Origin of the sequence: Nonomuraea sp. NPDC050153 (assembly GCF_044460125.1) — a bacterium.
In the GTDB taxonomy this organism is placed as follows: Bacteria; Actinomycetota; Actinomycetes; order Streptosporangiales; family Streptosporangiaceae; genus Nonomuraea.
In genome coordinates, this window is record NZ_JBITJQ010000040.1 from 74571 (window position 1) to 96279 (window position 21709).

The following is a 21709-nucleotide window of genomic DNA, read 5'->3' on the forward strand; positions in this document are numbered from 1 at the left end:
CGGCATGACGGTGACGGCGCGGCCGGTGCGCACCCGCCGCCGGCTGCGGCAGTTCGTCGAGCTGCCCTACCGGCTGCACGGCCGCGAGGCCGCCTTCGTGCCGCCGCTGCGCGAGGACTGCCGGCGGCTGCTCGACCGGCGCCGCAACCCCTTCTTCGCCTACGGTGACGTCGAGCTGTTCACGGTCGTCGTGGCGGGGCGGGTGGTGGGCCGGATCGCCGCCGTGCACAATCCCCGCCACAACGCCGCCCACCAGACACGTGACGGCTTCTTCGGCCAGTTCGAGTGCGTCGACGACCAGGCGGTCGCCGGGGCGCTGCTGGACGCCGCCGCGCGGTGGGCGGGCGAGCGCGGCCTGACCACCCTGCTCGGCCCGGTGAACTTCACCATGAACGACGAGTGCGGCCTGCTGGTGGACGGCTTCGACACCCCGCCGAGCGTGCTGATGCCCTACAACCCGCCCTACTACCGGGAGTTGCTGGAAGGCTGCGGCCTGATCAAGGCCAAGGACCTGTGGACGTGGCATCGCGGCTCCCATCCGCTCGACGATCGGCTCCGCCGCCTGGCCGAGCACGTCCAGCGGCGTCATCGGCTCTCCGTGCGCCCGCTGGACCTGGGCGACTTCGCCGCCGAGCTGGGCCGGATCAGGGGTGTCTACAACGAGGTGTGGGAGCACAACTGGGGCTTCACGCCGATGACCGACGCGGAGTTCGCCGCTCTGGGAGGCCGGTTGCGCCAGGTCATCGATCCGAGTCTCGTCCTGCTGGCCGAGGTCGCGGGGGAGGCGGTCGGGGTCGCCGTGGTGCTGCCTGACGTCAACCAGGCGCTGCCGGCCGCCCGCGGGCGGCTGACCCGCTGCGGGCTGCCGATCGGGCTGGCCCGCCTGGCCTGGGCGGCCCGCCGCATCGACCGTACCCGCGCGGTGCTGTTCGGCGTGGTGGAGCGGCTGCGCGGACGGGGTGTCGAAGCCCTGCTCTATGCCCGCGCCTTCGAGGCGCTGCGGGCACGCGGGCCCATCGACTGCGAGCTTGGCTGGACGCTGGAGGACAACCGGGCCGTCAACCAGTACCTGATGGCCGACGGCTGCGTGCGGTCCAAGACGTACCGCATCTACCGGCGCGAGTTGTGACCCGCTACCTGCTGACCGGCGCGACCGGCTTCGTCGGCGGCCACCTGACCCGCGCGATCCTGGCCCGCGGTGACGCGGTCACGGCGCTGGCCCGCCCTTCGTCGCGCGCCCGGGCACTGCGCGAGCTGGGCGTGGACGTCGTCGGCGGCGACCTGGCGAGCGGCGACGGCGTCCGCGAGGCGCTGCGCGGCGCCGACCGGGTGATCCATCTGGCCGCCGCGGTCAGGGCGCGCACCGCCGCGGAGTTCTGGGCCGCCAACCGCGACGGCACCGCGAACCTCGTCCGGGCCATGGCCGCCCTGCCCCGCCCTCCCCGGCTGGTGGTGTGCTCCTCGCTGGCCGCGGCCGGCCCCTCGCCCGTGTCGCTGTACGGCCGCAGCAAGCGGGCGGGGGAGGACGTGGTTCGCGAGCACGCCCATCTGGTGCGGGCGGTCGTCCTGCGTCCCTGCATCGTCTACGGCCCGGGCGAGCCCGCCCTGGTGCCCGCGCTCCTGCCCCTGATCCGGCTCGGCCTGGTGCCCAAGGCCGGATTCGGCCCTCGCCGGTACGGCATGATCTATGTCGATGACCTGTGCGCGGCCCTGCTCGCCGCCGCCGAACGCGGCCGGACCCTGAGCCGGGCCGATCCCGCCGCCGGCGTCTATCCCCTGAGCGACGGCACCGCCCACCACTGGCGCGACATCTGCGCCGCCGTCGCCGAGGCCGCGGGCCGGCGCGCTCCCGCCGTCCTACCTGTCCCCGTGTCCCTCCTGGCCGCCGTCGCCGTGCTCGCCGAGGCCGCCGGGCGCCTGCGGGGAGCGGTGCCCGTTCTCAACCTGGACAAGGTACGGGAGATGCGCCGCGCCGACTGGACCTGTGTCCCCGACGACGCCGTGCGCGACCTCGGCCTCGCGCCGGCCACGTCGCTCGGCGACGGCCTCAAGGCCACGATTGACGGCATGAGCGGCCAGGGCCACCAGGAATCCGGCCAGCGCGTCTGAGACGTAGTGATACCAGTCGTACACCACGGCGATCGTCAATCCGATCGTCAACGCCCACAGGACGCGCCGGGCGAGCCTGGAGACGTGCCGCCGCAGCGTCAACAGGGTGATCCAGGCGCCGGCCACGTGCGGAGAGGGGAAACACGTGCCGGGCGGGTCGAACGCGGCCATGATCGCGTTCTGCAGGTCCGTGATCAGGTATCCCTCGGGGCGGCCGGACGGGAACCCCTCCGGCAACGACGCCGCCGGCCCGGCCAGCGGGACGAACATGAAGCCCAGGTAGCACGTCAGCAGTGCCAGCAGCGCGCCGAACAGATAGCGCTCGGCGAGCAGCCTGCGCCCGCGGGCGTACAGGAACAGGGGAATGAGGAAGCCGCCATAATAGGAGAAATAGCAGAATGTCAGGATCTCGGTGAGGAGTGGAGAGTGGATCGCGCCGAGAGAGACATTGGGATGGGCGCCGAAGAATGACTTCTCCCATGTGTTGAGGGTCTCGTCGACGTATCGTCCATGAATGAAGAGCACCGTCTGGGCGGCGGCGGAGTACATGAAGGGAAGCATGAGCAGCGGACCGGCGAACCGCAGCGCGGGCAGGTGGAACCTACCGCCCAGACCGGACTCTCCCCAGGCCAGGGCCAGGATAAGGACGCCGAGGAGGCAGCATCCCGCGATCATCGCCGGCCGGTCGCGCGCCGGCTCACCCCACCCGATATAAAGAATCCCGGTAATTCCGAAATAGCCTAGGACGAGTATCTCGACCGGTCGCAGTTTCGGCATTCTCGTTCGCCCCCGCCAGTAACATGAGCAGCCGTGGACAGTAATACTTCAGGTGCGGCGACTTGTCCAACGGAGGCGGTGCCGCTGACTTTCGGCGACCATTACCTGTTGTGTCTGGGTGCAATCGCGACAGATGATTCGCGCCTGTACATGGCGCTCGGCGCCCACCTGCCGGGCGCGCCGCCCGCACCGGAGGACCTGCACAGGCTCGTCGCGGAAAAGGTGCGGCAGGCGCCCGTCCTGCGCTACCGCCTGACGGGCTCGGGGCGGCGGGCGTGCTGGGCTCCCGACCCCTGCTTCGACCCGGTCCGGCACGTCGAGCACCACCGCCTGAGGTCAGGGCAGGACATTCACCAGGCGGTCGCCGACGTCATGGGCGGCCGGCGGCTGTCCCGCGAGCGGCCGCTGTGGAGGCTCGCGGTGCTGCACGGCCATGCCGCCGGCGAGCACGTCCTCCTCTACTACGTCCATCACGCCTTCCAGGACGCCCTGGGGTGCCTCAGCGTCGTCCGAGCCCTGACCGGCGACGAGACGCTGCCGCTCCCGGCACCCGTGCCCCGCGCGGAGATCTCGATGGCCTCGACGATCCGCAGGGCGCTGCCCGACCTGGTGCGGGTGGCCGCCGCGCCGCCGCGCTGGCACCCCACGCGGACGGCGAGCGGCACGAACCGTCGTCTGCTCGTCGTCCCCCTCGACCTGGCGGCGCTGCACGACATCGCCCGCCGCACGGACGCCACCATCACGCAGATCGGCCTGGCCCTGGTGACCGGCGCCCTGCGCGCGTGGCAGCCGGAACTGTGGAGCTCCTCAGCGCGGCGGCGCGGAGCGATCGCGATCAACCTGGCGGTCAGCCTGCGCGGCCGGCGCGATCACGCGGCGCTGGGGAACCGCGTCTGCTTCCTGCCCATCACCCTGCCCTGCGCGGAGCCCTCGCCACGCGAACGACTGCGCCTCATAGCTGAGCAGAGCACTCTCGCGAAGATCGTCCATCAGCGCCGGACCGCACGTGGGCTCTACGAGATCCCGGCCGCGGTGGCCCGGCCGATGTTCAGGGTCGTCCTGCCCCTGGCCACCCGAGGCCGGGCCAACCGGCTCGACGTCGGCGTGATCCAGGCTGCCCAGGTGTTCCCCGGCGCCCGAGACCTGTTCGCCTGCCCTCCGCTGGCCCCGGGGGTCGCCGGGATGATGACGGTCCTGCACTCCGGCGACACCGCATCGGTCTCGGGCGTCTTCGACACCCACGTGGCCCACCCCGAGCAGGTGCTCGACCTGGTGCGCGGGGCCGTCGAGGAGCTGCGCGCCGACGTCGTCGCCCATCCGTCCGCGGGTCCCGACGGCCCCTGAGGCGGGTGCGCCACCGCTCCGGCTCATCGGAAGTTGCGCATGGTCGCGGTGAACATGTCGCCGCGCAGGGCCTGCTCGACGACGGTGATGGCGCGGGCCAGCCGGACCAGCCGCGGCCCCTCCTCGCGATAGACGTCGAGCACCGCCTCGACCGCGTGCGGAGGGAGATGACCTTTGAGATCCACCGCGGCGCCCCGGTAGCCCGCCCTGGCGGCTTCGACCGCGGCGTTCACGTGGTGGATGGCCATCCTGGCCAGGGCGATCGGATGGCGCCTCAAGATCTCGTAGGCGCGGTAATCGGGGGGCACGGCGTCGAGCAGCCAGGTCACGGCCGAGGTCTCCCAGTCAGGGACGCTGGGTGGCCTGACCTCGGGTGGCCACTCCGGCGGAAGGTACATGCCGCCATCGTACTCATGTTCGACTGGATGTCCCCGGAAGGGCCCGCTGCGCCCATCGGCTCAAGTACCGGATCGCCCGCATATGGCGGGGACGGCCGGATAGCCGGAAAATCGTCATGTGACGGAGAAGATCGGAGTCGTGGGAGCGGGCATAGTCGGCCTGGCCGTGGCGCGTGAGCTGGCGCGGGCCAGGGGCGCCGAGGTGACCGTGCTGGAGAAGGAGTCGCACGTCGGCGCCCACCAGACCGGCCACAACAGCGGCGTCGTCCACGCGGGCATCTATTACCCGCCGGGCTCGCTCAAGGCCCGGCTGTGCCGCGAGGGCGTGGCGCTGCTCAAGGAGTACTGCGCCGCGAACGCGCTGCCGTACGACGAGGTCGGCAAGCTGGTCGTGGCCTCCACTCGGGCCGAGCGGCCGCTGCTGAGCGCGCTGGCCGAGCGGGCGCGCGCCAACGGCGTGCCCGGCATCGCCGAACTCGACGGGCTGGCGCTGCGCGAGATCGAGCCGCACGCGGTCGGCGTCGGCGCGATCCACTCGCCGCACACCGCGATCTGCGACTTTCCCGCCGTCGCCCGGCGCCTCGCGCTCGACGTGGAGGAGATGGGCGGGTCCGTACGGCTCTCGCATCCGGTCAGGGCGATCAGGGAGCGGTCCGGGGGCGTGGAGGTCATCGCGGCCAGGCGGAAGTTCACCTTCGACCGGCTGGTGGTGTGTGGCGGCCTGGGCACCGACACGGTGGCCGGGCTGGCGGGGCATCCGGGGGACGTTCGGATCGTCCCGTTCAGGGGGGAGTTCTACGCGCTCCAGGGCGCGGCCAAGGACCTCGTCCGCGGGCTCATCTATCCGGTGCCGGATCCGCGCTATCCGTTCCTGGGGGTGCACCTGACGCGCCAGACGGACGGCGGGGTGCTCGTGGGGCCGAACGCGGTGCTCGCTCTGGCCTACGAAGGCTACACCTGGCGAAATATCCGAAATTTCGGTCAAATCCTTGGCTGGCCGGGGACGCTGCGCATGGCCAGAACCCACTGGCGCACGGGGATCAAGGAAGTCCACGGATCCCTCGTCAAAGGCGCGTTCCTCCGGGCCGCCCGCCGCTACGTCCCCGCGCTCACCGCCGCCGACCTCGTACGGGCTCCCGGCGGCGTACGCGCCCAGGCGGTCTCCAGGGACGGCCGCCTGGTCGACGACTTCGTGGTGGACGTGCACGGCAACATCGTCCTGGTGCGCAACGCGCCCTCGCCCGCCGCCACCTCCAGCCTGGCAATTGCCCGGCACATTGCCGGAATTGTCCCAGCACTCGTCCGATGAGGGCATCCTTGAACGTGATGGAATCACGCCTGCTGATCGTCGAGGACGACCCCAACATCCTCGAACTCCTCGCCGCGAGCCTGAGATTCGCGGGTTTCGACGTGACCACCGCGAAGAGCGGCCACGACGCCGTCGCCGCCGTGCAACGGCACCGGCCCGACCTCGTCGTGCTCGACGTCATGCTGCCCGACCTGGACGGATTCGAGATCGTCCGGCGGCTGCGCGGCGGCGGGCTGCACACGCCCGTGGTGTTCCTGACCGCCCGTGACGAGACCGAGGACAAGATCCGCGGGCTCACGATCGGCGGCGACGACTACGTGACCAAGCCGTTCAGCCTGGAGGAGGTGGTCGCCAGGATCCACGCGGTCCTGCGCCGTACGAACGGCGACCTCCCCGCGGCCCCGCCGCGGCTGACGTTCGCCGACATCGAGTTGGACGAGGAGAGCCACGAGGTGTGGCGCGGGGGCAACGCGGTGGCGCTGTCGCCGACCGAGTTCAAGCTGCTGCGCTACTTCATGACGAACGCCGGCCGGGTCCTGTCCAAGCCGCAGATCCTCGACCACGTGTGGGACTACGACTTCAGGGGCGAAGTGGGCATCGTCGAGTCGTACGTGTCCGTGCTCCGCCGGAAGATCGACAACCGCAGCCCCCGGCTCATCCACACCCTGCGCGGTGTCGGATACGTCCTACGCCTGCCACCGAGCCCCTGATGCGCGGCCTGCCGCTCCGGATCAAGCTCATCGCGTCGATGCTGGCCCTGCTGGGGTTCGGCATGACCTTCATCGGCCTGGTGAGCGTCTCGGTGCTGCACGGCTACCTCATCGACCGGGTGGACAGCCAGCTCGGCCTGCTCAACGCCCGCATGCACAAGAAGGTCGTGAGCGACTGGAAGAAGGACCGGGACACCTCGGAGCGGCCGATCATCATCGAGTCCGACGCGGTCGTCCTGGTCAAGGAGCCGGGCGGCGAGTTCGTGCCGATGCTGACCGACCGTGACGTGGACGCGAAGCCGAAGCCGGTGCTGTCGCCCTCGCCGGGCCCGGAGCCGTACACGGCGCCGGCGCTCAGCGGGGACGGCGAGTGGCGGGTGCTGGAGCGCGTGGTCCAGCGGCAGACGCTCGTGGTCGCGGTGGACCTGGAGGAGGTCGACGCGATCACCCGGCGGCTCGTGCTCATCGAGTTGCTGGGCGGGGGCGGCATCCTGCTCCTCCTGACCGTCGCGGGCATCACGATCGTGCGGCGGAGCATGCGCCCGCTGGGCCAGATCGAGCGCACGGCCGAGGCCATCGCCGGCGGCGAGCTGGGCCGCCGGGTGCCGGACGCCGACCCGCGTACCGAGGTCGGGAGCCTGGCCAATTCGCTGAACGGGATGCTCGCCCAGATCGAGACCGCCTTCGCGGCGCGCTCGGCGTCGGAGGCGGCGGCCCGCCGCTCCGAGGACCGCATGCGCCAGTTCGTCGGCGACGCCTCCCACGAGCTGCGCACCCCGCTGACCTCCATCCGCGGCTTCGCCGAGTACGCCAGGCAGAACCCCGGCGCCGACCCCTCCGAGCTGATGCAGCGCGTGGAGAAGGCCGCGGGCCGGATGAGCCTGCTGGTGGACGACCTGCTGCTGCTGGCCAGAGTGGACCAGCAGCGCCCGCTGAAGATGCGCCCGGTGGACATGCTGGCGCTGGCCGCGGACGCCGTGCAGGACGCCAGGATCCTCGCGCCCGACCGGATCATCAAGCTGGACGTGGTCGGCGGCACGGCCCTGATCGTCTCGGGCGACGAGGTACGCCTGCGCCAGGTCATCAGCAACCTCGTCACCAACGCGATCATCCACACCGACCCCGGCTCGCCGATCATCGTGCGCATCGGGGCGGGCTCGGAAACGCTGTTCCTGGAGGTCGTCGACAACGGCCCCGGGCTCACTCCCGAGCAGGTCGAGCACGTCTTCGAGCGCTTCTACCGCGCCGACTCCGCCAGGTCGCGCCGCCGTTCCGGCGAGGACCGCGGCAGCGGGCTCGGCCTGGCCATCGTGCAGGCGCTCGTCAAGGCCCACAGCGGCACGGTCACGCTGGACAGCGCGCCGGAGACCGGCTCCACCTTCCGGGTCGAACTCCCACTCGCCTTGGAGTGAGCCTTCAGCTAACCCTCAGGTGCCTGGGTCACTCTAAGTAGGTGACAAAACCCGAGGCGCTGATCATGGTGGTGGACGACGAGCCCAGCATCAGGGACCTCCTGTCCGCCAGCCTGCGCTTCTCCGGGTTCGAGGTGCTGACCGCCGCCGACGGGCATGAAGCCGTGGAGGTGGCCGACCGGGCCTCGCCCGACCTCGTGGTGCTGGACGTGATGCTGCCCGACCTGGACGGGTTCGAGGTGGCCAAGCGGATCGACGCCCCCGTGCTGTTCCTGACCGCTCGCGGCGACACCGAGGACAAGATCGCGGGGCTCCGCGTGGGCGACGACTACGTGACCAAGCCGTTCAGCCTGGAAGAGGTGCAGGCCAGGATCCGGGCGGTGCTGCGGCGCACGCGCGGGGAGGGCGCGCCGGCGAGCAAGCTCAAGGTGGCCGACCTGGAGCTGGACGAGGACGCCCGCGAGGTGTGGCGGGGCGGCCGGCAGGTGCGGCTGTCGCCGACGGAGTTCAAGCTGCTGCACTACTTCATGGTCAACGCGGGGCGCGTCCTGTCGAAGGCGCAGATCCTCGACCACGTCTGGAACTACGACTTCGGCGGCGACGCCGGCGTCGTCGAGTCGTACGTGTCCTACCTCAGGCGCAAGGTGGACGACGTCGAGCCGCGGCTCATCCACACTCTGCGCAGCGTCGGCTACGTGCTGCGGGAGCCGCCGCCGGGTTAGGGCGCGACACCCGCCACCTGCGGTGGACCGCCGAACGCGGATCACCGTAGCGTGGGTGGTATGGATCTGCTGGCCGCGTTGGAGGCGCTGCGCCGGCCGCTGGATCGCGACCTGTTCCCGTTGGCGGTCGGCGAGGCGGCGCGAGACCGGCGTGCCCTGCGCGAGCTGGCCGGGCAGCTCGACGACTACCTGCTGCCCCGGCTGCGCGCGCTCGACGCGCCGCTGCTGGCCGTCGTCGGCGGGTCCACGGGGGCGGGCAAGTCCACGCTGGTCAACTCGCTGGTCGGGGCCGACGTGACCGAGCCGGGCGTGCTGCGGCCCACCACGCTCGTTCCCACGCTGGTGGCCGGCCCCGCCGACCACGCCTGGTTCATGGGCCAGAACGTGCTGCCCGGCCTGTCCCGCGCCACGGGCACCGGTCCTGGCGCGCTGCGGGTGGTCACCTCCGACGCCCTGGGCGCCGGCCTCGCGCTGCTCGACGCGCCCGACATCGACTCGGTGGTGGTCGCGAACCGGGAGCTCGCCGCCCAGCTGCTGGCCGCCGCCGACCTGTGGCTGTTCGTCACGACCGCCGCCCGTTACGCCGACGAGGTGCCGTGGAGCTTCCTGCGCTCCGCCCGCGAACGCAGCACCGCCCTGGCCCTCGTGCTCGACCGGGTGCCCCCGGACGCCGTCGAGCCCGTCTCGCGCGACCTGATCCGCCTCCTCGCCGAGAACGGCCTCGAAGGCACCCGGCTGTTCACCGTCCCCGAGTCGGCGCTTCCCTCCGAGCGGGCCAGGCTGCCGGAGGAGACGGTGCGGCCCATCTCCTCCTGGCTCACGGGGCTGGCCACCGACGCGGCGGAGAGATCCCGCGTCGTGCGCCAGACGCTGTCGGGGGCGCTCGACAGCCTGGCCACCCGGGTGCCCGCGCTGGCCGAGGCCGTCGAACGCCAGCGGTCCGCCTTCGACACCCTGCACTCCGTCGTGGCGGGCGCCTACGCGGGCGGGATCGCCGACTTCGACGCGGGCATGCGTGACGGGTCGCTGCTGCGGGGCGAGGTGCTGGCCCGCTGGCAGGACTTCATCGGCACCGGCGACCTCATGCGCACGCTGGAGAGCCGGGTGGGATGGCTGCGCGACAGGATCGTCGGCCTCTTCACAGGACGGATGCCGGAGGCCCAGCTCAGGGACGCCCTGGAGAGCGGGGTGGGGGCGCTCATCAGGGGCGCCGCCGACGGGTCCGCCGAGCGCGCCCTGGAAGGCTGGTCGGCCGCGCCCGGCGGCGCCGGCCTGCTGGAGCGGCTCGGCCCCATGGAGTCCGCCCGCCTCGGCCGCGCCTCTCCCGACGTGAGCAAGCGCGCGGAGGCGACGGTCCGGGGGTGGCAGGAGTTCGTCCTGGACCTCGTACGTGAGGAAGGGCGCGAGCGGCGCACGGCCGCCCGCGTGGCCTCGTTCGGGGTGAACGGGGCGGGGCTGCTGCTCATGCTGGGCGTGTTCGCCTCCACCGGAGGGCTGACCGGCATCGAGGTGGGCATCGCGGGCGGCACGAGCCTGCTGTCGCAGAAGCTGCTGGAGGCCGTCTTCGGCGACCAGGCCGTGCGGACGCTGACCGTGCGGGCACGGGACGACCTGCGGGATCGGGTGCGGCTGCTGCTGGAGGAGGAGTCGTACCGGTTCACGGCCCAGCTGGAGGCGGTGGAACCGCCCAAGGGGACGGCGAACGCGCTGCGCGCCGCGGCCGAGCGCATCCAGGCCCACCGCGCGGAGCTCCCGGGTCCTCCGGCGCCGCTCGCCCCGGAGGAGGGTCCGTGAAGCTGCTGCGTCGCAAGGAGGGGCCGTCCCTCGACTCCCGGCTGGCCGCCCTGCTGGAGGCCGCCGAGCTGGCCGAGGGGCGGCTGCCGGAGGAGGCGGTGTCCGGCGCGCGTACGGTCGCCGAACGGGCCGGCGTGCGCCGCAGCCTCTCGATCGAGCACACCGTGGCCGCGCTGGCGGGCGCGACGGGCAGCGGCAAGTCGTCCCTCTACAACGCGCTCGCCGGCGCGGACCTGGCGGCGGTGGGCGTCGTCCGGCCCACCACCTCGGCCGCCCAGGCGGCGCTGTGGGACGGAGAGGGCTCGGGCCCCCTGCTGGACTGGCTGGACATCCCCCGGCGCCACCCCGCCGCCCCCGCCTCCGACCTGTCCGGGCTGGTCCTGCTGGACCTTCCCGACCACGACTCCATCCAGGTGTCCCACCGCCTGGAGGTGGACCGGCTGGTGGAGCTGGTGGACCTCCTGGTCTGGGTGGTGGACCCGCAGAAGTACGCCGACGCCGCCCTCCACGACCGATACCTGCGCCCGCTGGCCGCCCACCGGGGCGTCATGCTGGTGGTGCTCAACCAGGTCGACCGCCTGCCGGAGACCGCCGTCGACCGCTGCCTGCGAGACCTGCGGCGCCTGCTGGACGAGGACGGCCTGGAAGGCGTACCGGTCCTGGCCGTCTCCGCCCGCACCGGCGCGGGGCTCGCGGAGCTGCGCGCGCTCATGAACGACCGCGTCGCGGAACGCAAGTCCTGGTCCACCCGCCTGGCCGCGGACATCACCACCGCCGCCGCCCGCCTTGGCCCGCCGGAGGAGGCCCCGGCGGGTCAGGTGACGGACCGGGCGCTCACGGCCTCGCTCTGCGCGGCGGCGGGGGTGCCGCTGGTCGTGGAGGCGGTGGCCAAGGGGCACCGGCACCGCGCCGTCGTCGCCACCGGCTGGCCCGTCACCCGCTGGGTCCGCAGGCTCAGGCCCGACCCGCTGCGCAGGCTCCGCATCGGCGTCTTGGCCCCGGCGAGCAGGCCGGCGGGTGGGGTGCCGGCCGGGCCTTCGGGGCCCGGGGCCGAGGTCGTCGGCCGTACCTCCGTCCCGGCGGCTTCGGCTCTTGAGAGGGCCAGAGTCGAGACGGCGATCAGGGACGTCGGCGAGGCGGCCGCGTCGGGCCTGCCCGGCCCGTGGGCGGCTGCGGTGCGGCAGGCGGCGCGGTCCCGCTCCCAGGAGCTGGCCGACGCCGTGGACCGGGTGGTGGCCACGACGTCCGCCTCCGCGACGAAACGGCCCAGGTGGTGGCGGGCCGTGAACGTGCTGCAGTGGCTGGTGTTCGCGGCCATGCTGGCCGGTGCCCTGTGGCTGGGCGGGCTGTTCGGGATGGACTACCTGCGCCTGCCGCAGCCGCCGCTCCCGACCGTGGGCGCGGTGCCGTGGCCGACGGTGCTGCTGGCGGGCGGGGCGCTGGCGGGCGTGCTGATCGCGGCGCTGTCACGGCTGACCGCCTGGGCGGGCGGCAGGCGAAGGGCCCGGCGTACGGCCAGGGCCCTGCGTACGGCCGTGGGCCGGGTCGGCGACGATCTCGTGCTGGCCCCCGTGCGCGTGGAGCTCGACCGGTACACCCGCTTCACCGAGGCGCTCACCCGAGCTCGCGCGTGATCCGCCCTGCTCGGCCCGTGCCACCGCGCCGGAGCGGCGCGGCTCAGCCCGTGCCGTCGCGCCGGAGCAGTACGGCCGCCAGCGCCGCGCCCGCCAGCGCGAGGCCGGAGGCCGCCAGGAAGGGCGCCGAGGCCCCTAATCGTTCCCCGGTCACGCCGGCCGCCCCCGACCCCAGCGCACCCCCGACGCCGATGGCCGTGGAGACCCACCCGAACGCCTCCGCCTGCGCCCCCGGCGCGTACTCGTCCACCAGCAGCGACGACGTCGTCAGCGCCGGATTGAGCGCCAGCCCCCCGCAGAACAGCACCATCCAGAACACCGGCCACGACTCCACCAGCGCCAGCGGCGCCAGCACCGCCCCGAGCACCAGTGTCAGCGCCACCAGCCGCACCCCGGCCCGGGACGCCCAGGATCGGGCACCGTAAGCGGCGGCCCCCGCGATGCCGCCCAGCGACAGCGCCGCCACCAGCACCCCGGTGGCCGCGGGCGCGTGGCGGGCGGTGGCCAGCGCGGGCACGCCCACCTGCAGCGCCCCCAGCGTCCCGCCGAGCAGCAGCACCACGGCCAGCAGTACCGGCATCCGCCGGTCCGCGAACACCCGCCCGCGCTCCCGCACGGGCCCGCGGGCCCCCGCCCGCAGTGCCCGGGTGAAGCCCAGCGTCCCGGCCCCTGCGGCGACGGCCACCAGCCCCAGCCCCAGCGAGGTCGTGGTCAACGCGATCATCGCCCCGAACGCCAGCGGCCCCACCAGCATGGCCAGCTCCTGCACCAGATAGACCAGGCTGTAGGCGGCGGTACGCCCTTCGTCGGCCACCCGGCGCCCCCATTCGAGCCGCATGCTCACCGAGATCGGCGGCAGCCCGACCCCGGCCACCCAGGCCAGCGCCACCACGACCCACCAGAGCCGGTTCCCGGCGGCCACGACCAGCGTGACGAGCGCGGCCACGTGCACCAGTGCGGTGACGAGGAGCACCGGCCTGGACCCGCGCCGGTCCATGAGCCGCCCTTGCACCGGCCGCCCCATGCCCACCCCCATGGAGAACGCCGCCGCGGTCACCCCCGCCAGCACCAGCGAGCCGCTCGCGCCCTGCACCACCAGCACCGTCCCGACGGGCGCCACCTGCTGCGTGAGCTGCGCCAGGAACCCCAGCACGGCCTGCGCGGGCACGCCGGGTATACCGAGCAGGGTTCGATAGCGCGGGCCTCCCATGGGCCGCACGCTATCCCGGAGATCAGGAGATGTCCGGATAAGTAGGGGTTTTTCACCCCGCGTCGAGAGAGCGGCCGATCGTGCGCAGCGTCGACAGGAGCGGGCGCAGGAGGGGATGAGCGTCGGAGCCGCGGCGTACGGCGGCGAAGACGCGGCGCTCGGGCCCCGGCGTCCGCCGGACGGCCACCCCGGTCAGCGCCATGTCGCGCAGGGCCAGTCGCGGCACCAGGGCCACCCCCGCCCCCGCCCCGACCAGCGCGACGACGGCGCGGAAGTCGTCGGAGCAGTGGGCGAGGTTCGGCGTGAAACCCGCCTGCCGGCAGGCGAACGTGATCACGTCGTGCACCGGGTTGCCCGGGTAGGGCCCGATCCAGGTCTCCGAGGAGAGCGAGGTCAGGCTCGCCTCCGCGGCCAAGGGATGGTCGTGGGGGAGCACCAGGTCGAACGGCTCGGCGTAGAGGGGCAGCCGGGACAGGCGCCGGTCGGCGGCGTCGGGGGCGCCCCGGTACTCGACCGTGATGGCCAGGTCGGCCTCGCCGTCCAGCAGCATGGCCAGGCTGTGGTCGCCCTCGGCGTCCAGCACGCGTACGTGCAGGCCGGGGGAGGTGGCGCGAAGCGCGGCGATGGCGGGGGAGAGCACGGCGCCGATCGCGGTCGCGAAACAGGCCACGGTGACCTCGCCGGCCTCGCCCGTGGCGTATGCCGCCACCTCGGCCTTGGCGCGTTCGAGCTGGGCGAGCACCTCGTTCGCGTGACCCAGCATGATCTTGCCGACGGCGGTGAGGTGGACACCGCGGCCGTCGCGGGTGAGCAGCCGGTGGCCCACCTCGTGCTCCAGCGCGGCGAGCTGCTGGGACACGGCGGACGGCGTGAGGTGCAACGCGGCCGCCGCGGCGGTGACCGTGCCGTGGTCGGCCACCGCCCGCAGCGTGCGCAACCGCCGCGTGTCTATCACCCGTGCTCCTTGGCCTCACTCCCGGAGGCGCGCCTGATCGCCGCTTCTCCGGCAGCGAGAATACTCGCCCGCCGGGACGGCAGGGCCCCGGGCGGCCGTCAGCCGCGGGCCTGGATGAACGCCCGCACCGCGCGGTCGACGTCCTCCGGCGAGTGGGCGGCGGAGAGCTGGACGCGGATCCTGGCCTGGCCGTGCGGCACGACCGGGTACGAGAAGCCGATGACGTAGATGCCGAGGTCGAGCAGGCGATCGGCCATGGCCGCGGCCTCGGCGGCGTCGCCGATCATCACGGGCACGATCGGGTGCTCGCCGGGCAGGATGTCGAACCCGGCCCCGGCCATCTCCCCGCGGAAGCGCGCCGTGTTGGCGTGGAGCCGCTCGCGGGCCTCGTTCGAGGTCTCCAGCAGGTCGAGGATGCGCAGCGACGCAGAGGCGATGACGGGGGCCAGCGAGTTGGAGAACAGGTACGGGCGCGAGCGCTGGCGCAGCAGCTCGCAGATCTCCTTGCGGGCCGAGACGTAGCCGCCGCTGGCGCCGCCGAGGGCCTTGCCCAGGGTGCCGGTGACGATGTCGATCCGGTCGGTGACGCCGTGCAGCTCCGGAGTGCCCCGGCCGGTCGGCCCGACGAAGCCGACGGCGTGGGAGTCGTCGACCATCACCATGGCGTCGTACTGCTCGGCCAGGTCGCAGATCTCCCGCAACGGCGCGAGATATCCGTCCATGGAGAACACGCCGTCGGTCACGATCAGCCGCCGCCGCGCCTCCGACGCCTCCTTCAGCCGGGCCTCCAGCTCGGCCATGTCGCGGTTGGCGTAGCGCAGGCGCTGGGCCTTGGAGAGCCTGATGCCGTCGATGATGCTGGCGTGGTTGAGCGCGTCGGAGATCACCGCGTCCTGGGCGTCGAGCAGGGTCTCGAACACGCCGCCGTTCGCGTCGAAGCACGAGCTGTACAGGACGGTGTCCTCCATGCCGAGGAAGTCCGACAGGCGTGCTTCCAGCTCCTTGTGCACCTCCTGGGTGCCGCAGATGAACCGTACGGACGCCATGCCGAACCCCCACCGGTCCAGCGCCTCCTTGGCCGCCTCGATCACGGTGGGGTCGTCGGCCAGGCCGAGGTAGTTGTTGGCGCAGAAGTTCAGGACCTCGCGCCCGCCGACGCTCACCGACGAGCTCTGCGGGGAGCCGATCACGCGCTCGGGCTTGAGCAGCCCGGCCTCGGTGATCTCGTCGAGCGTCGTACGCAGCTGCTGGCGCACGTTGGTGAACATCAGGCGTCGCTCCTGTTCATGGTCGCGGCCGCTTCGGCCTCCGTTGGCTCGTTCCTCGCTCTCTCCGGCCAAGCTCCTCCGCTCCAGTCCATGATGACCTTGCCCGTGCGGCCGCTGGCGGCCGTGTCGAAGGCGGCGTCGAAGTCCTGGTACGAGAACCGGTCGGTGATGACGGGGGTGAGGTCGAGGCCCTTCTCCAGCAGGACCGACATGTTGTACCAGGTCTCGAACATCTCCCGCCCGTACACGCCCTTGATCGTGATCATGGAGGTGACGACGGTCGCCCAGTCGACGGCGAACTCCTCCGCGGGCAGCCCGAGCATGGCGATCTTCCCGCCGTGGGTCATGTTCGCGATCATGTCGCGCATGGCCCGCGGGTTGCCGGACATCTCCAGCCCGACGTCGAAGCCCTCGCGCATGTGGAGCCGGCGCATGCCGTCGGTGATCGAGGACCTGGAGACGTTCAGGGCGAGGGAGACGCCGAGCTTGCCGGCCAGGGCGAGCCGCTCGTCGCTGACGTCGGTGATCATGACGTTGCGGGCGCCGACGTGCGTGGCCACGGCCGCCGCCATCAGCCCGATGGGGCCCGCGCCGGTGATCAGCACGTCCTCCCCGACCAGGGGGAAGGACAGCGCGGTGTGCACGGCGTTCCCGAACGGGTCGAAGATGGCCGCCACGTCGGGGTGGACGGGGGCCCGGTGCACCCAGACGTTGGACGCGGGCAGCGTGACGTATTCGGCGAAGGCGCCGTCCCTGTTGACACCGAGGCCCACCGTGTTGCGGCACAGGTGCCGGCGGCCGGCCATGCAGTTGCGGCACTTGCCGCACACGAGGTGGCCCTCGCCGCTGACGAGGTCGCCGACGGCGACGTCCTCGACGCCCGGCGCCACCTCGACCACGTGGCCGGAGAACTCGTGCCCGACGATCAGCGGGAGCCGCAGGGTGTGCCGCGCCCAATCATCAAATTTCCGGATATGCAGGTCAGTGCCACAGATGCCGGTCCGCAGGACCCGGATCTTCACCTCGCCGGGTCCCACCTCGGGCTCGGGCACGTCCACAAGCCAGAGGCCGGCCTCGGCCTTCTCCTTGACCAGCGCTTTCATGGCTCCATTCCCCCCAGTCCGAACCTAACGCACTGTGCCCTCCCACCTCCTGAGATGTCCATCGAGGGATTCTTAAGTGCCCCCACAGCTTCGCTTCACGCCCCAGCAAAGGCGAGCGCGCTTGCTTAGATCTGCGTGGTTGGCGCTATTTATTTGCATAAATGAGTACTAGCCTGGCGTCTGCTGCGGCTGATTCGGGAAGGGACACCAGTGGAAGACCTGCGTATCGGAGTCATCGGCCTCGGACTGCGGACGAGCCTCTCCCTGCACGCGCACCGGCCGGGCAGGGGTTCGATCGTGACCGCGCTGTGCGACTCCGACCCGGCGGCGCTCAAGAGGCAGGCGGGGCGGTTCGAGGCGGAGTTCCTGACCGGTGACCACCGCGAGCTGCTCGACCGGCCCGACCTCGACGCGGTCATCGTCAACACCCCCGACGACACCCACGAGCGCATCGCCATCGACTGCCTCCGGGCCGGCAAGGCCGTCTACCTGGAGAAGCCGATGGCGATCACCGTCGAGGGCTGCGACAACGTCCTGCGCGCCGCCCGCGACACCGGCACCCGCCTGTACGTGGGGCACAACATGCGGCACATGGGCGTGGTACGGCTCATGCGCGACATCATCCGCAAGGGCGTCATCGGCGAGCCGAAGACCGTCTGGGTGCGCCACTTCGTCTCCTACGGCGGCGACTACTACTTCAAGGACTGGCACGCCGACCGCACCCGCACCACGGGCCTGCTGCTGCAGAAGGCGGCCCACGACCTGGACGTCATCCACTGGCTCGCGGGCGGTTACACGACCAGGGTGAACGCGTTCGGCGACCTCATGGTCTACGGCGACCTGCCGCGCCGCGCGCCCGGCACGCCGCGCCCCGACGGGTGGCTCCAGGAGTACGAGTGGCCGCCCACCTCGCGTACCGGCCTGCACCACGTCGTGGACGTCGAGGACGTGTCGGTGATGAACATGCGGCTCGACAACGGCGTCATCGCCGCCTACCAGCAGTGCCACTTCACGCCCGACTACGTGCGCAACTACACGGTCATCGGCACCGAGGGCCGCCTGGAGAACTTCGGCGACGGGCCCGGGGACACGGTCAAGGTGTGGAACCGGGGGCCGACGGACTACCGGGACGACTGCGACATCGCGTACCGGGTGCCTCCGGCGGAGGGCACGCACGGGGGCGCGGACGCGCAGATCATGGCGGAGTTCTGCAGGTTCGTCCGGGACGGCGGCGCGACGGACACCTCGCCGGTGGCGGCCAGGATGAGCGTGGCGGCGGGCTACATGGCCACGATGTCGCTGCGGAACGGGGGCATGCCGTACGACGTGCCGCCCCTCGACGCGGAACTGGCCGCGTACTTCGACGCCGACCGGCGCTGATCCCGCCTACCCGGTGACGCTCAGGTGCGGGTGCTCACCTGGACGGCCTGTCTGGCCCGCAGCGCGATCTCCAGCTCGAAGCGGATGTCCGGGTCGGCGAGCTGGTCGCCGTACAGCTCTTCGAGCTGCCGCAGCCGGTAGCGCACGGTCTGCGGGTGCACGTGCAGCCTGGCGGCCACCTCGCCCGCGCCCCGGCCGTGCCGCAGCCAGGCCAGCAGCGTCTCCGCCAGCCGGTCCTGCTGGGCGGGCCGCAGGTCGGCCAGAGGCGCCAGGCGCACCTCCGCCAGGGCGCTGACCAGCTCCTCGTCCTTGAACACCACCAGCGTCGCCATGTGGTCGGCGCACCGCAGCGGCCCGCGGGGCAGGATGCCGCGCCGCGACAGCTCCAGGGCCTCCCCGGCCCAGCGCAGCGACGTCGCGGCGGCCGAGAGGGGCACGGCGGGGCCGATCGCGGCCTGGCGTCCGCGCAGGGCCTGGTCGAGCAGCTGGGCCTGGCCGGGCCCGGTGGGGTCGGGCGCGAGCAGGCAGGGCACGGGTCTGTCCAGCCCGGTGAGCACGTCGGGCGGTAGGGCGGGGGCGCGGTAGGCGGCGTGCCGGTCGTCGAACGCCACGCAGGCGACGGTCCTGGGCTGCCGCCACCCGGCGGACCTGGCCAGCTCGGCGATGGCCTCCGCGCTGGCGGGCGGGCGGCTGAGCAGCAGGTCGAGCAGGCGCCCGCGGCGGCGTTCCGTCTCGCCCGCGGCGTGCGCCCTGGCCTCCTCGAAGCCCTCGGCCGCCGCGTCGGCGAGCTGGTCGAGGTAGACGAAGATGGCCTCGCCCAGGTCGTACAGGCTCTGCGGGGACAGGCGCAGCGGCTCGGCGAGCTCGGTCAGCCGTCGCCAGCAGACCCGGGCGCCGAGCCGCATCGCGGCCTGGAGCGCCTCGAGATTGCGGCCCTCGGCCGCCTCGCCCTTGCCGATCATGCGGAACGGCTCGGGGTCCCAGGGGGCGCCCGGGTGCTCGACGCGGTCGAGAAAGCCCTCGATGGCCTGCTCGACCGCCATCTTGACGACCTTGAGGTAGAGCTCGTCCGATGGCCTGGCGTACTCGGGGATCCGGGTCTGGATCTCCTCGATCACCTCTGCCGAGACCCTGCCGACGCCCGCCCTGAGCGCCTGCACGGGGATTTCACTCGTGATGACCATCGTCCCTCCCGTCGCCATTGTGACCCAGGCAACAGGAGAATGTGTAGCAAGAGCTTGTTTTTGTCACTACTGGAGGAAGGCGGCGAACTCCTCCAAGTCGATCAGGCCATCGCCGTCCTTGTCGAGCTTCTGCACGCCCTCCTGCGCGGCGTCCAGCGTCACCGGCCGGCCGAGCACCTCCATCAGCTTCACGAGCTCGACGGCGGAGATGCGGCCGTCCTTGTCGGCGTCGATGAGGTCGAAGGTGACGGCGTAATCGCTCATGGGGGATCGCCCTTCTACGTGAATCGATGTCGCGTCAGACCTTAGTCGCGACCAGTCTCAGCGCGTCGATGAATGCCACGACTTGTGGACTCACATCCCCTTCCCGCCAGGCGATGGCGAGTTGTCCGGGAGGCATGGCCACCCCCCCGCCCTCGGTGGCCAGCACGTACGTCCTCAGCCCCGGCGGCACCGGCAGCCAGGTGAACGCCACGTCGGAGGACCCGTCGGCCAGCCCGCCGCTGGGATCGTCCCAGCCCACCAGCCTCAGCGACACCTCCCATCCCGGCATCGCCGTCCGGAACCGCCGCAGCGCCTCCTGCTGCAGCCCCCTGCCCACGGCCGTCTGCATCCCGATCACCAGCGTTCCGGCGGGCGCCGCCGCCCGCGCGGACTCGACGCCGCTCGCCCACCGTTCGAGCAGGTCGCGGGCGATCGGCAGGAGCGCCTGGCCCTGCCTGGTGAGCGCCATGCCGGTGTGAACCCGCTCGAACAACCGGAACCCGAGCTGCCGCTCCAGCACCCTGAGCTGCTTGGACAGCGCCGGCTGGGACACGAACAGCCGCTCCGAGGCCCGCGTCACGTTCAGCTCCTCGGCCACCGCCACGAAGTACCGCAGGTCACGCAGGTGCACATCCACAACCAATGGTTCTACCAAAGGGTCTTGGACTGCCTGGTTAACGTGACCGCCGGCCAGGGCGCGTCGCACAATCGCGCTCCTGGCCGGCCGCCTACCTCTGACGGTACGCCTCGGGGGTTTTCCCGGCCTCAGGCCGCGTGCAGGTAGACCTGGCCGAAGACCTCCGACAGGTTCTTCAGGTCGGTGGCCACGTCCACCTCGGGGTTGGCCGGGTCGTAGATGGTCGCCAGGCGGGGGCGCACCGCGTCGAGCTTCTTGAGCTGGTCCCACGTGGCGTTGGCGGCCCACTTCTCGCCGTACACCCGGCTGACCTGGCCCTGGTCGTTCTGCCAGCGGGTCCACAGGGTGACCGTCTCCGCGGCGTCGTCCTGGAGCGGCGACGCGATGCGCTCGGTGATGGCCTTGGTGACCTGCTCCTCGGTGAGGTTGGAGGTCCCGGCGGCGGCGAAGGAGGCGTCCTCGCCGGCGATCTGCGCGTAGGCGTCCCAGGCGCGGGCGCGGACCTGGATCCACTGGTTGCGCTGGGCCTCGGCGGCGTCGATCTTCCAGGTGGCGTACTCGGTGGCCAGGTGGCCGTCGTCCAGGGCGAGCTGGTCGATCAGGCCCTTGGAGAGCCAGACGCCGATGCGCTCGGGGTCGAGCAGCGGGTACTTCTTGGTCATCTCGGCCTTGCAGGCGTCGTTCGCGCCGCAGCCGAACAGCGGCACCACCGTGTGCGCGGCCAGCTTCTTGCCCGGCACCGCGGTACGCAGCGCGGCCGTGGCCTCGTTGACGAACTTGTCCAGCTCGTCAGCCGTCGCGAACGTCTGGTTGTAGCCGAGCTGCGAGGTGAACCTGACGCCGACCACCCCGGGCTGCGCGGCGACCAGCGCGGCGATCTTCTTGACGCCCTCGGCCAGCTTGCCGGCCTTGTAGTCGTCGGCCAGCTCGGTCTCGATCCAGAGGCGCATGGTGGTCTGGACGGCGGCCTGCGCGGCCTTGCCGGCCGGGGTCTCCTGCGCGGACTCCTTCTCGGCGGCGGTGACGCCGGTGGGGTCGACGTAGCCGCACTCGTCGCCGTTCTGGCATTCGGGCGTGCCGCCGTCCTCGGCGCCCGGCACGTCCGGGGAGTCGCCGTCGTGCAGCTGGCCGTCGCCCTCGGAATCGGTCGGGCAGAAGTTGCCCTCTTCGGTGCAGTCCACGGTGATGGGGTTCGGGGGACCGGCTTCCTTCATGTGCTCGCCGTCGTTGTCCAGCCAGAACCGCGCGATGTCCGCGGCTTCTTCCGGGGTGGCCAGCCAGCGGCAGACCACGTACGCCGGGGTGTCGCCGGACATCAGGTCATTGCAGTTTCTGTCGCCGTCCGCCGACCACGCCGGAACGCCGACCCCCAGGAGCGAGAGGGCTAATCCGATGACGAAGACCTGCCGCAGCCGCTTTCGCATGGCACCTTTACTTCCAGGGGATGATCGTGGGCATATCGCACACTATCCGGACGATCAATAACGTTCAATGAGATC

Annotated in this window: 19 protein-coding genes and 1 pseudogene; 10 read left to right on the plus strand and 10 right to left on the minus strand. The window is 72.1% G+C overall.

Going from position 1 to position 21709, the window contains the following annotated elements:
* Positions 1-4: 4 nt before the first annotated feature.
* Together ACIBQ1_RS53080 and ACIBQ1_RS53085 are read left to right on the plus strand one after the other, a co-directional pair.
* Positions 5-1129 carry a GNAT family N-acetyltransferase gene (locus ACIBQ1_RS53080; protein ID WP_397290139.1) on the plus strand — a complete coding sequence of 375 codons (1125 nt, stop codon included), beginning with the start codon at positions 5-7 and terminating at the stop codon, positions 1127-1129.
* Positions 1126-2109, plus strand: coding sequence for an NAD-dependent epimerase/dehydratase family protein (locus tag ACIBQ1_RS53085; protein WP_397290141.1), 984 nt, complete (start codon positions 1126-1128; stop codon positions 2107-2109). Before ACIBQ1_RS53080 ends, ACIBQ1_RS53085 begins: the two co-directional genes overlap by 4 nt.
* Before the next feature lie 15 nt (positions 2110-2124).
* On the opposite strand, the pseudogene ACIBQ1_RS53090 reads toward ACIBQ1_RS53085, so the two are convergent.
* Positions 2125-2886 (minus strand): annotated as a pseudogene (locus ACIBQ1_RS53090) (phosphatase PAP2 family protein); the annotation flags it as partial.
* A 150-nt stretch (positions 2887-3036) separates the two neighbouring features.
* Here ACIBQ1_RS53090 and ACIBQ1_RS53095 point away from each other — a divergent pair.
* Positions 3037-4230 carry a wax ester/triacylglycerol synthase domain-containing protein gene (locus tag ACIBQ1_RS53095; protein ID WP_397290143.1) on the plus strand — a complete coding sequence of 398 codons (1194 nt, stop codon included), beginning with the start codon at positions 3037-3039 and terminating at the stop codon, positions 4228-4230.
* 23 nt (positions 4231-4253) lie between these two features.
* Here the strand turns inward: ACIBQ1_RS53095 and ACIBQ1_RS53100 are convergent, their stop codons facing one another.
* The gene (locus ACIBQ1_RS53100) at positions 4254-4628 is read right to left on the minus strand and encodes a hypothetical protein (protein WP_397290145.1); all 375 of its coding nucleotides are present in this window, start codon (positions 4626-4628) and stop codon (positions 4254-4256) included.
* A gap of 118 nt (positions 4629-4746) precedes the next feature.
* On the opposite strand from ACIBQ1_RS53100, the gene lhgO reads away from it, so the two are divergent.
* The 6 genes from lhgO (at position 4747) to ACIBQ1_RS53130 (ending at position 12209) form a co-directional block, all read left to right on the plus strand.
* Complete coding sequence (lhgO, locus tag ACIBQ1_RS53105) at positions 4747-5937, plus strand: L-2-hydroxyglutarate oxidase (RefSeq protein WP_397290147.1); 1191 nt, start codon at positions 4747-4749, stop codon at positions 5935-5937.
* A gap of 17 nt (positions 5938-5954) precedes the next feature.
* Positions 5955-6647 carry a response regulator transcription factor gene (locus ACIBQ1_RS53110; RefSeq protein ID WP_225963761.1) on the plus strand — a complete coding sequence of 231 codons (693 nt, stop codon included), beginning with the start codon at positions 5955-5957 and terminating at the stop codon, positions 6645-6647.
* Complete coding sequence (locus ACIBQ1_RS53115; protein WP_397290149.1) at positions 6647-8059, plus strand: sensor histidine kinase; 1413 nt, start codon at positions 6647-6649, stop codon at positions 8057-8059. Before ACIBQ1_RS53110 ends, ACIBQ1_RS53115 begins: the two co-directional genes overlap by 1 nt.
* Positions 8060-8124: 65 nt before the next feature.
* Positions 8125-8781 carry a response regulator transcription factor gene (locus ACIBQ1_RS53120; protein ID WP_397290200.1) on the plus strand — a complete coding sequence of 219 codons (657 nt, stop codon included), beginning with the start codon at positions 8125-8127 and terminating at the stop codon, positions 8779-8781.
* Between the two features lie 60 nt (positions 8782-8841).
* The gene (locus ACIBQ1_RS53125) at positions 8842-10575 is read left to right on the plus strand and encodes an ABC transporter (RefSeq protein WP_397290151.1); all 1734 of its coding nucleotides are present in this window, start codon (positions 8842-8844) and stop codon (positions 10573-10575) included.
* Positions 10572-12209, plus strand: coding sequence for a YfjP family GTPase (locus ACIBQ1_RS53130; RefSeq protein ID WP_397290153.1), 1638 nt, complete (start codon positions 10572-10574; stop codon positions 12207-12209). Before ACIBQ1_RS53125 ends, ACIBQ1_RS53130 begins: the two co-directional genes overlap by 4 nt.
* Before the next feature lie 43 nt (positions 12210-12252).
* On the opposite strand, the gene ACIBQ1_RS53135 is transcribed toward ACIBQ1_RS53130, so the two are convergent.
* From ACIBQ1_RS53135 to tdh, 4 genes are all read right to left on the minus strand, one after another.
* A complete protein-coding gene (locus ACIBQ1_RS53135) occupies positions 12253-13419 on the minus strand; it encodes an MFS transporter (protein WP_397290155.1) in 1167 nt (388 codons plus the stop codon).
* Between the two features lie 52 nt (positions 13420-13471).
* Complete coding sequence (locus tag ACIBQ1_RS53140; protein WP_397290157.1) at positions 13472-14374, minus strand: LysR family transcriptional regulator; 903 nt, start codon at positions 14372-14374, stop codon at positions 13472-13474.
* A 98-nt stretch (positions 14375-14472) separates the two neighbouring features.
* The gene (locus tag ACIBQ1_RS53145; protein WP_397290159.1) at positions 14473-15642 is read right to left on the minus strand and encodes a glycine C-acetyltransferase; all 1170 of its coding nucleotides are present in this window, start codon (positions 15640-15642) and stop codon (positions 14473-14475) included.
* Complete coding sequence (tdh, locus tag ACIBQ1_RS53150; RefSeq protein ID WP_397290161.1) at positions 15642-16745, minus strand: L-threonine 3-dehydrogenase; 1104 nt, start codon at positions 16743-16745, stop codon at positions 15642-15644. Before tdh ends, ACIBQ1_RS53145 begins: the two co-directional genes overlap by 1 nt.
* A gap of 210 nt (positions 16746-16955) precedes the next feature.
* Here tdh and ACIBQ1_RS53155 point away from each other — a divergent pair, with 210 nt between their 5' ends.
* The gene (locus ACIBQ1_RS53155; RefSeq protein WP_397290163.1) at positions 16956-18125 is read left to right on the plus strand and encodes a Gfo/Idh/MocA family protein; all 1170 of its coding nucleotides are present in this window, start codon (positions 16956-16958) and stop codon (positions 18123-18125) included.
* 20 nt (positions 18126-18145) lie between these two features.
* Here the strand turns inward: ACIBQ1_RS53155 and ACIBQ1_RS53160 are convergent, their stop codons facing one another.
* From ACIBQ1_RS53160 to ACIBQ1_RS53175, 4 genes are all read right to left on the minus strand, one after another.
* Entirely contained in the window at positions 18146-19309 is a 1164-nt protein-coding gene (locus ACIBQ1_RS53160; RefSeq protein WP_397290165.1) for a helix-turn-helix domain-containing protein, read from the minus strand.
* A 66-nt stretch (positions 19310-19375) separates the two neighbouring features.
* Positions 19376-19573 (minus strand): EF-hand domain-containing protein, encoded by a 198-nt coding sequence (locus ACIBQ1_RS53165; RefSeq protein WP_397290167.1) that lies wholly within the window; start codon positions 19571-19573, stop codon positions 19376-19378.
* Between the two features lie 34 nt (positions 19574-19607).
* Positions 19608-20210, minus strand: coding sequence for a LysR family transcriptional regulator (locus ACIBQ1_RS53170; protein ID WP_397290169.1), 603 nt, complete (start codon positions 20208-20210; stop codon positions 19608-19610).
* 128 nt (positions 20211-20338) lie between these two features.
* On the minus strand, positions 20339-21634 hold the full coding sequence (locus ACIBQ1_RS53175; RefSeq protein ID WP_397290171.1) for a hypothetical protein: 1296 nt from the start codon (positions 21632-21634) through the stop codon (positions 20339-20341).
* Between the last annotated feature and the right edge of the window lie 75 nt (positions 21635-21709).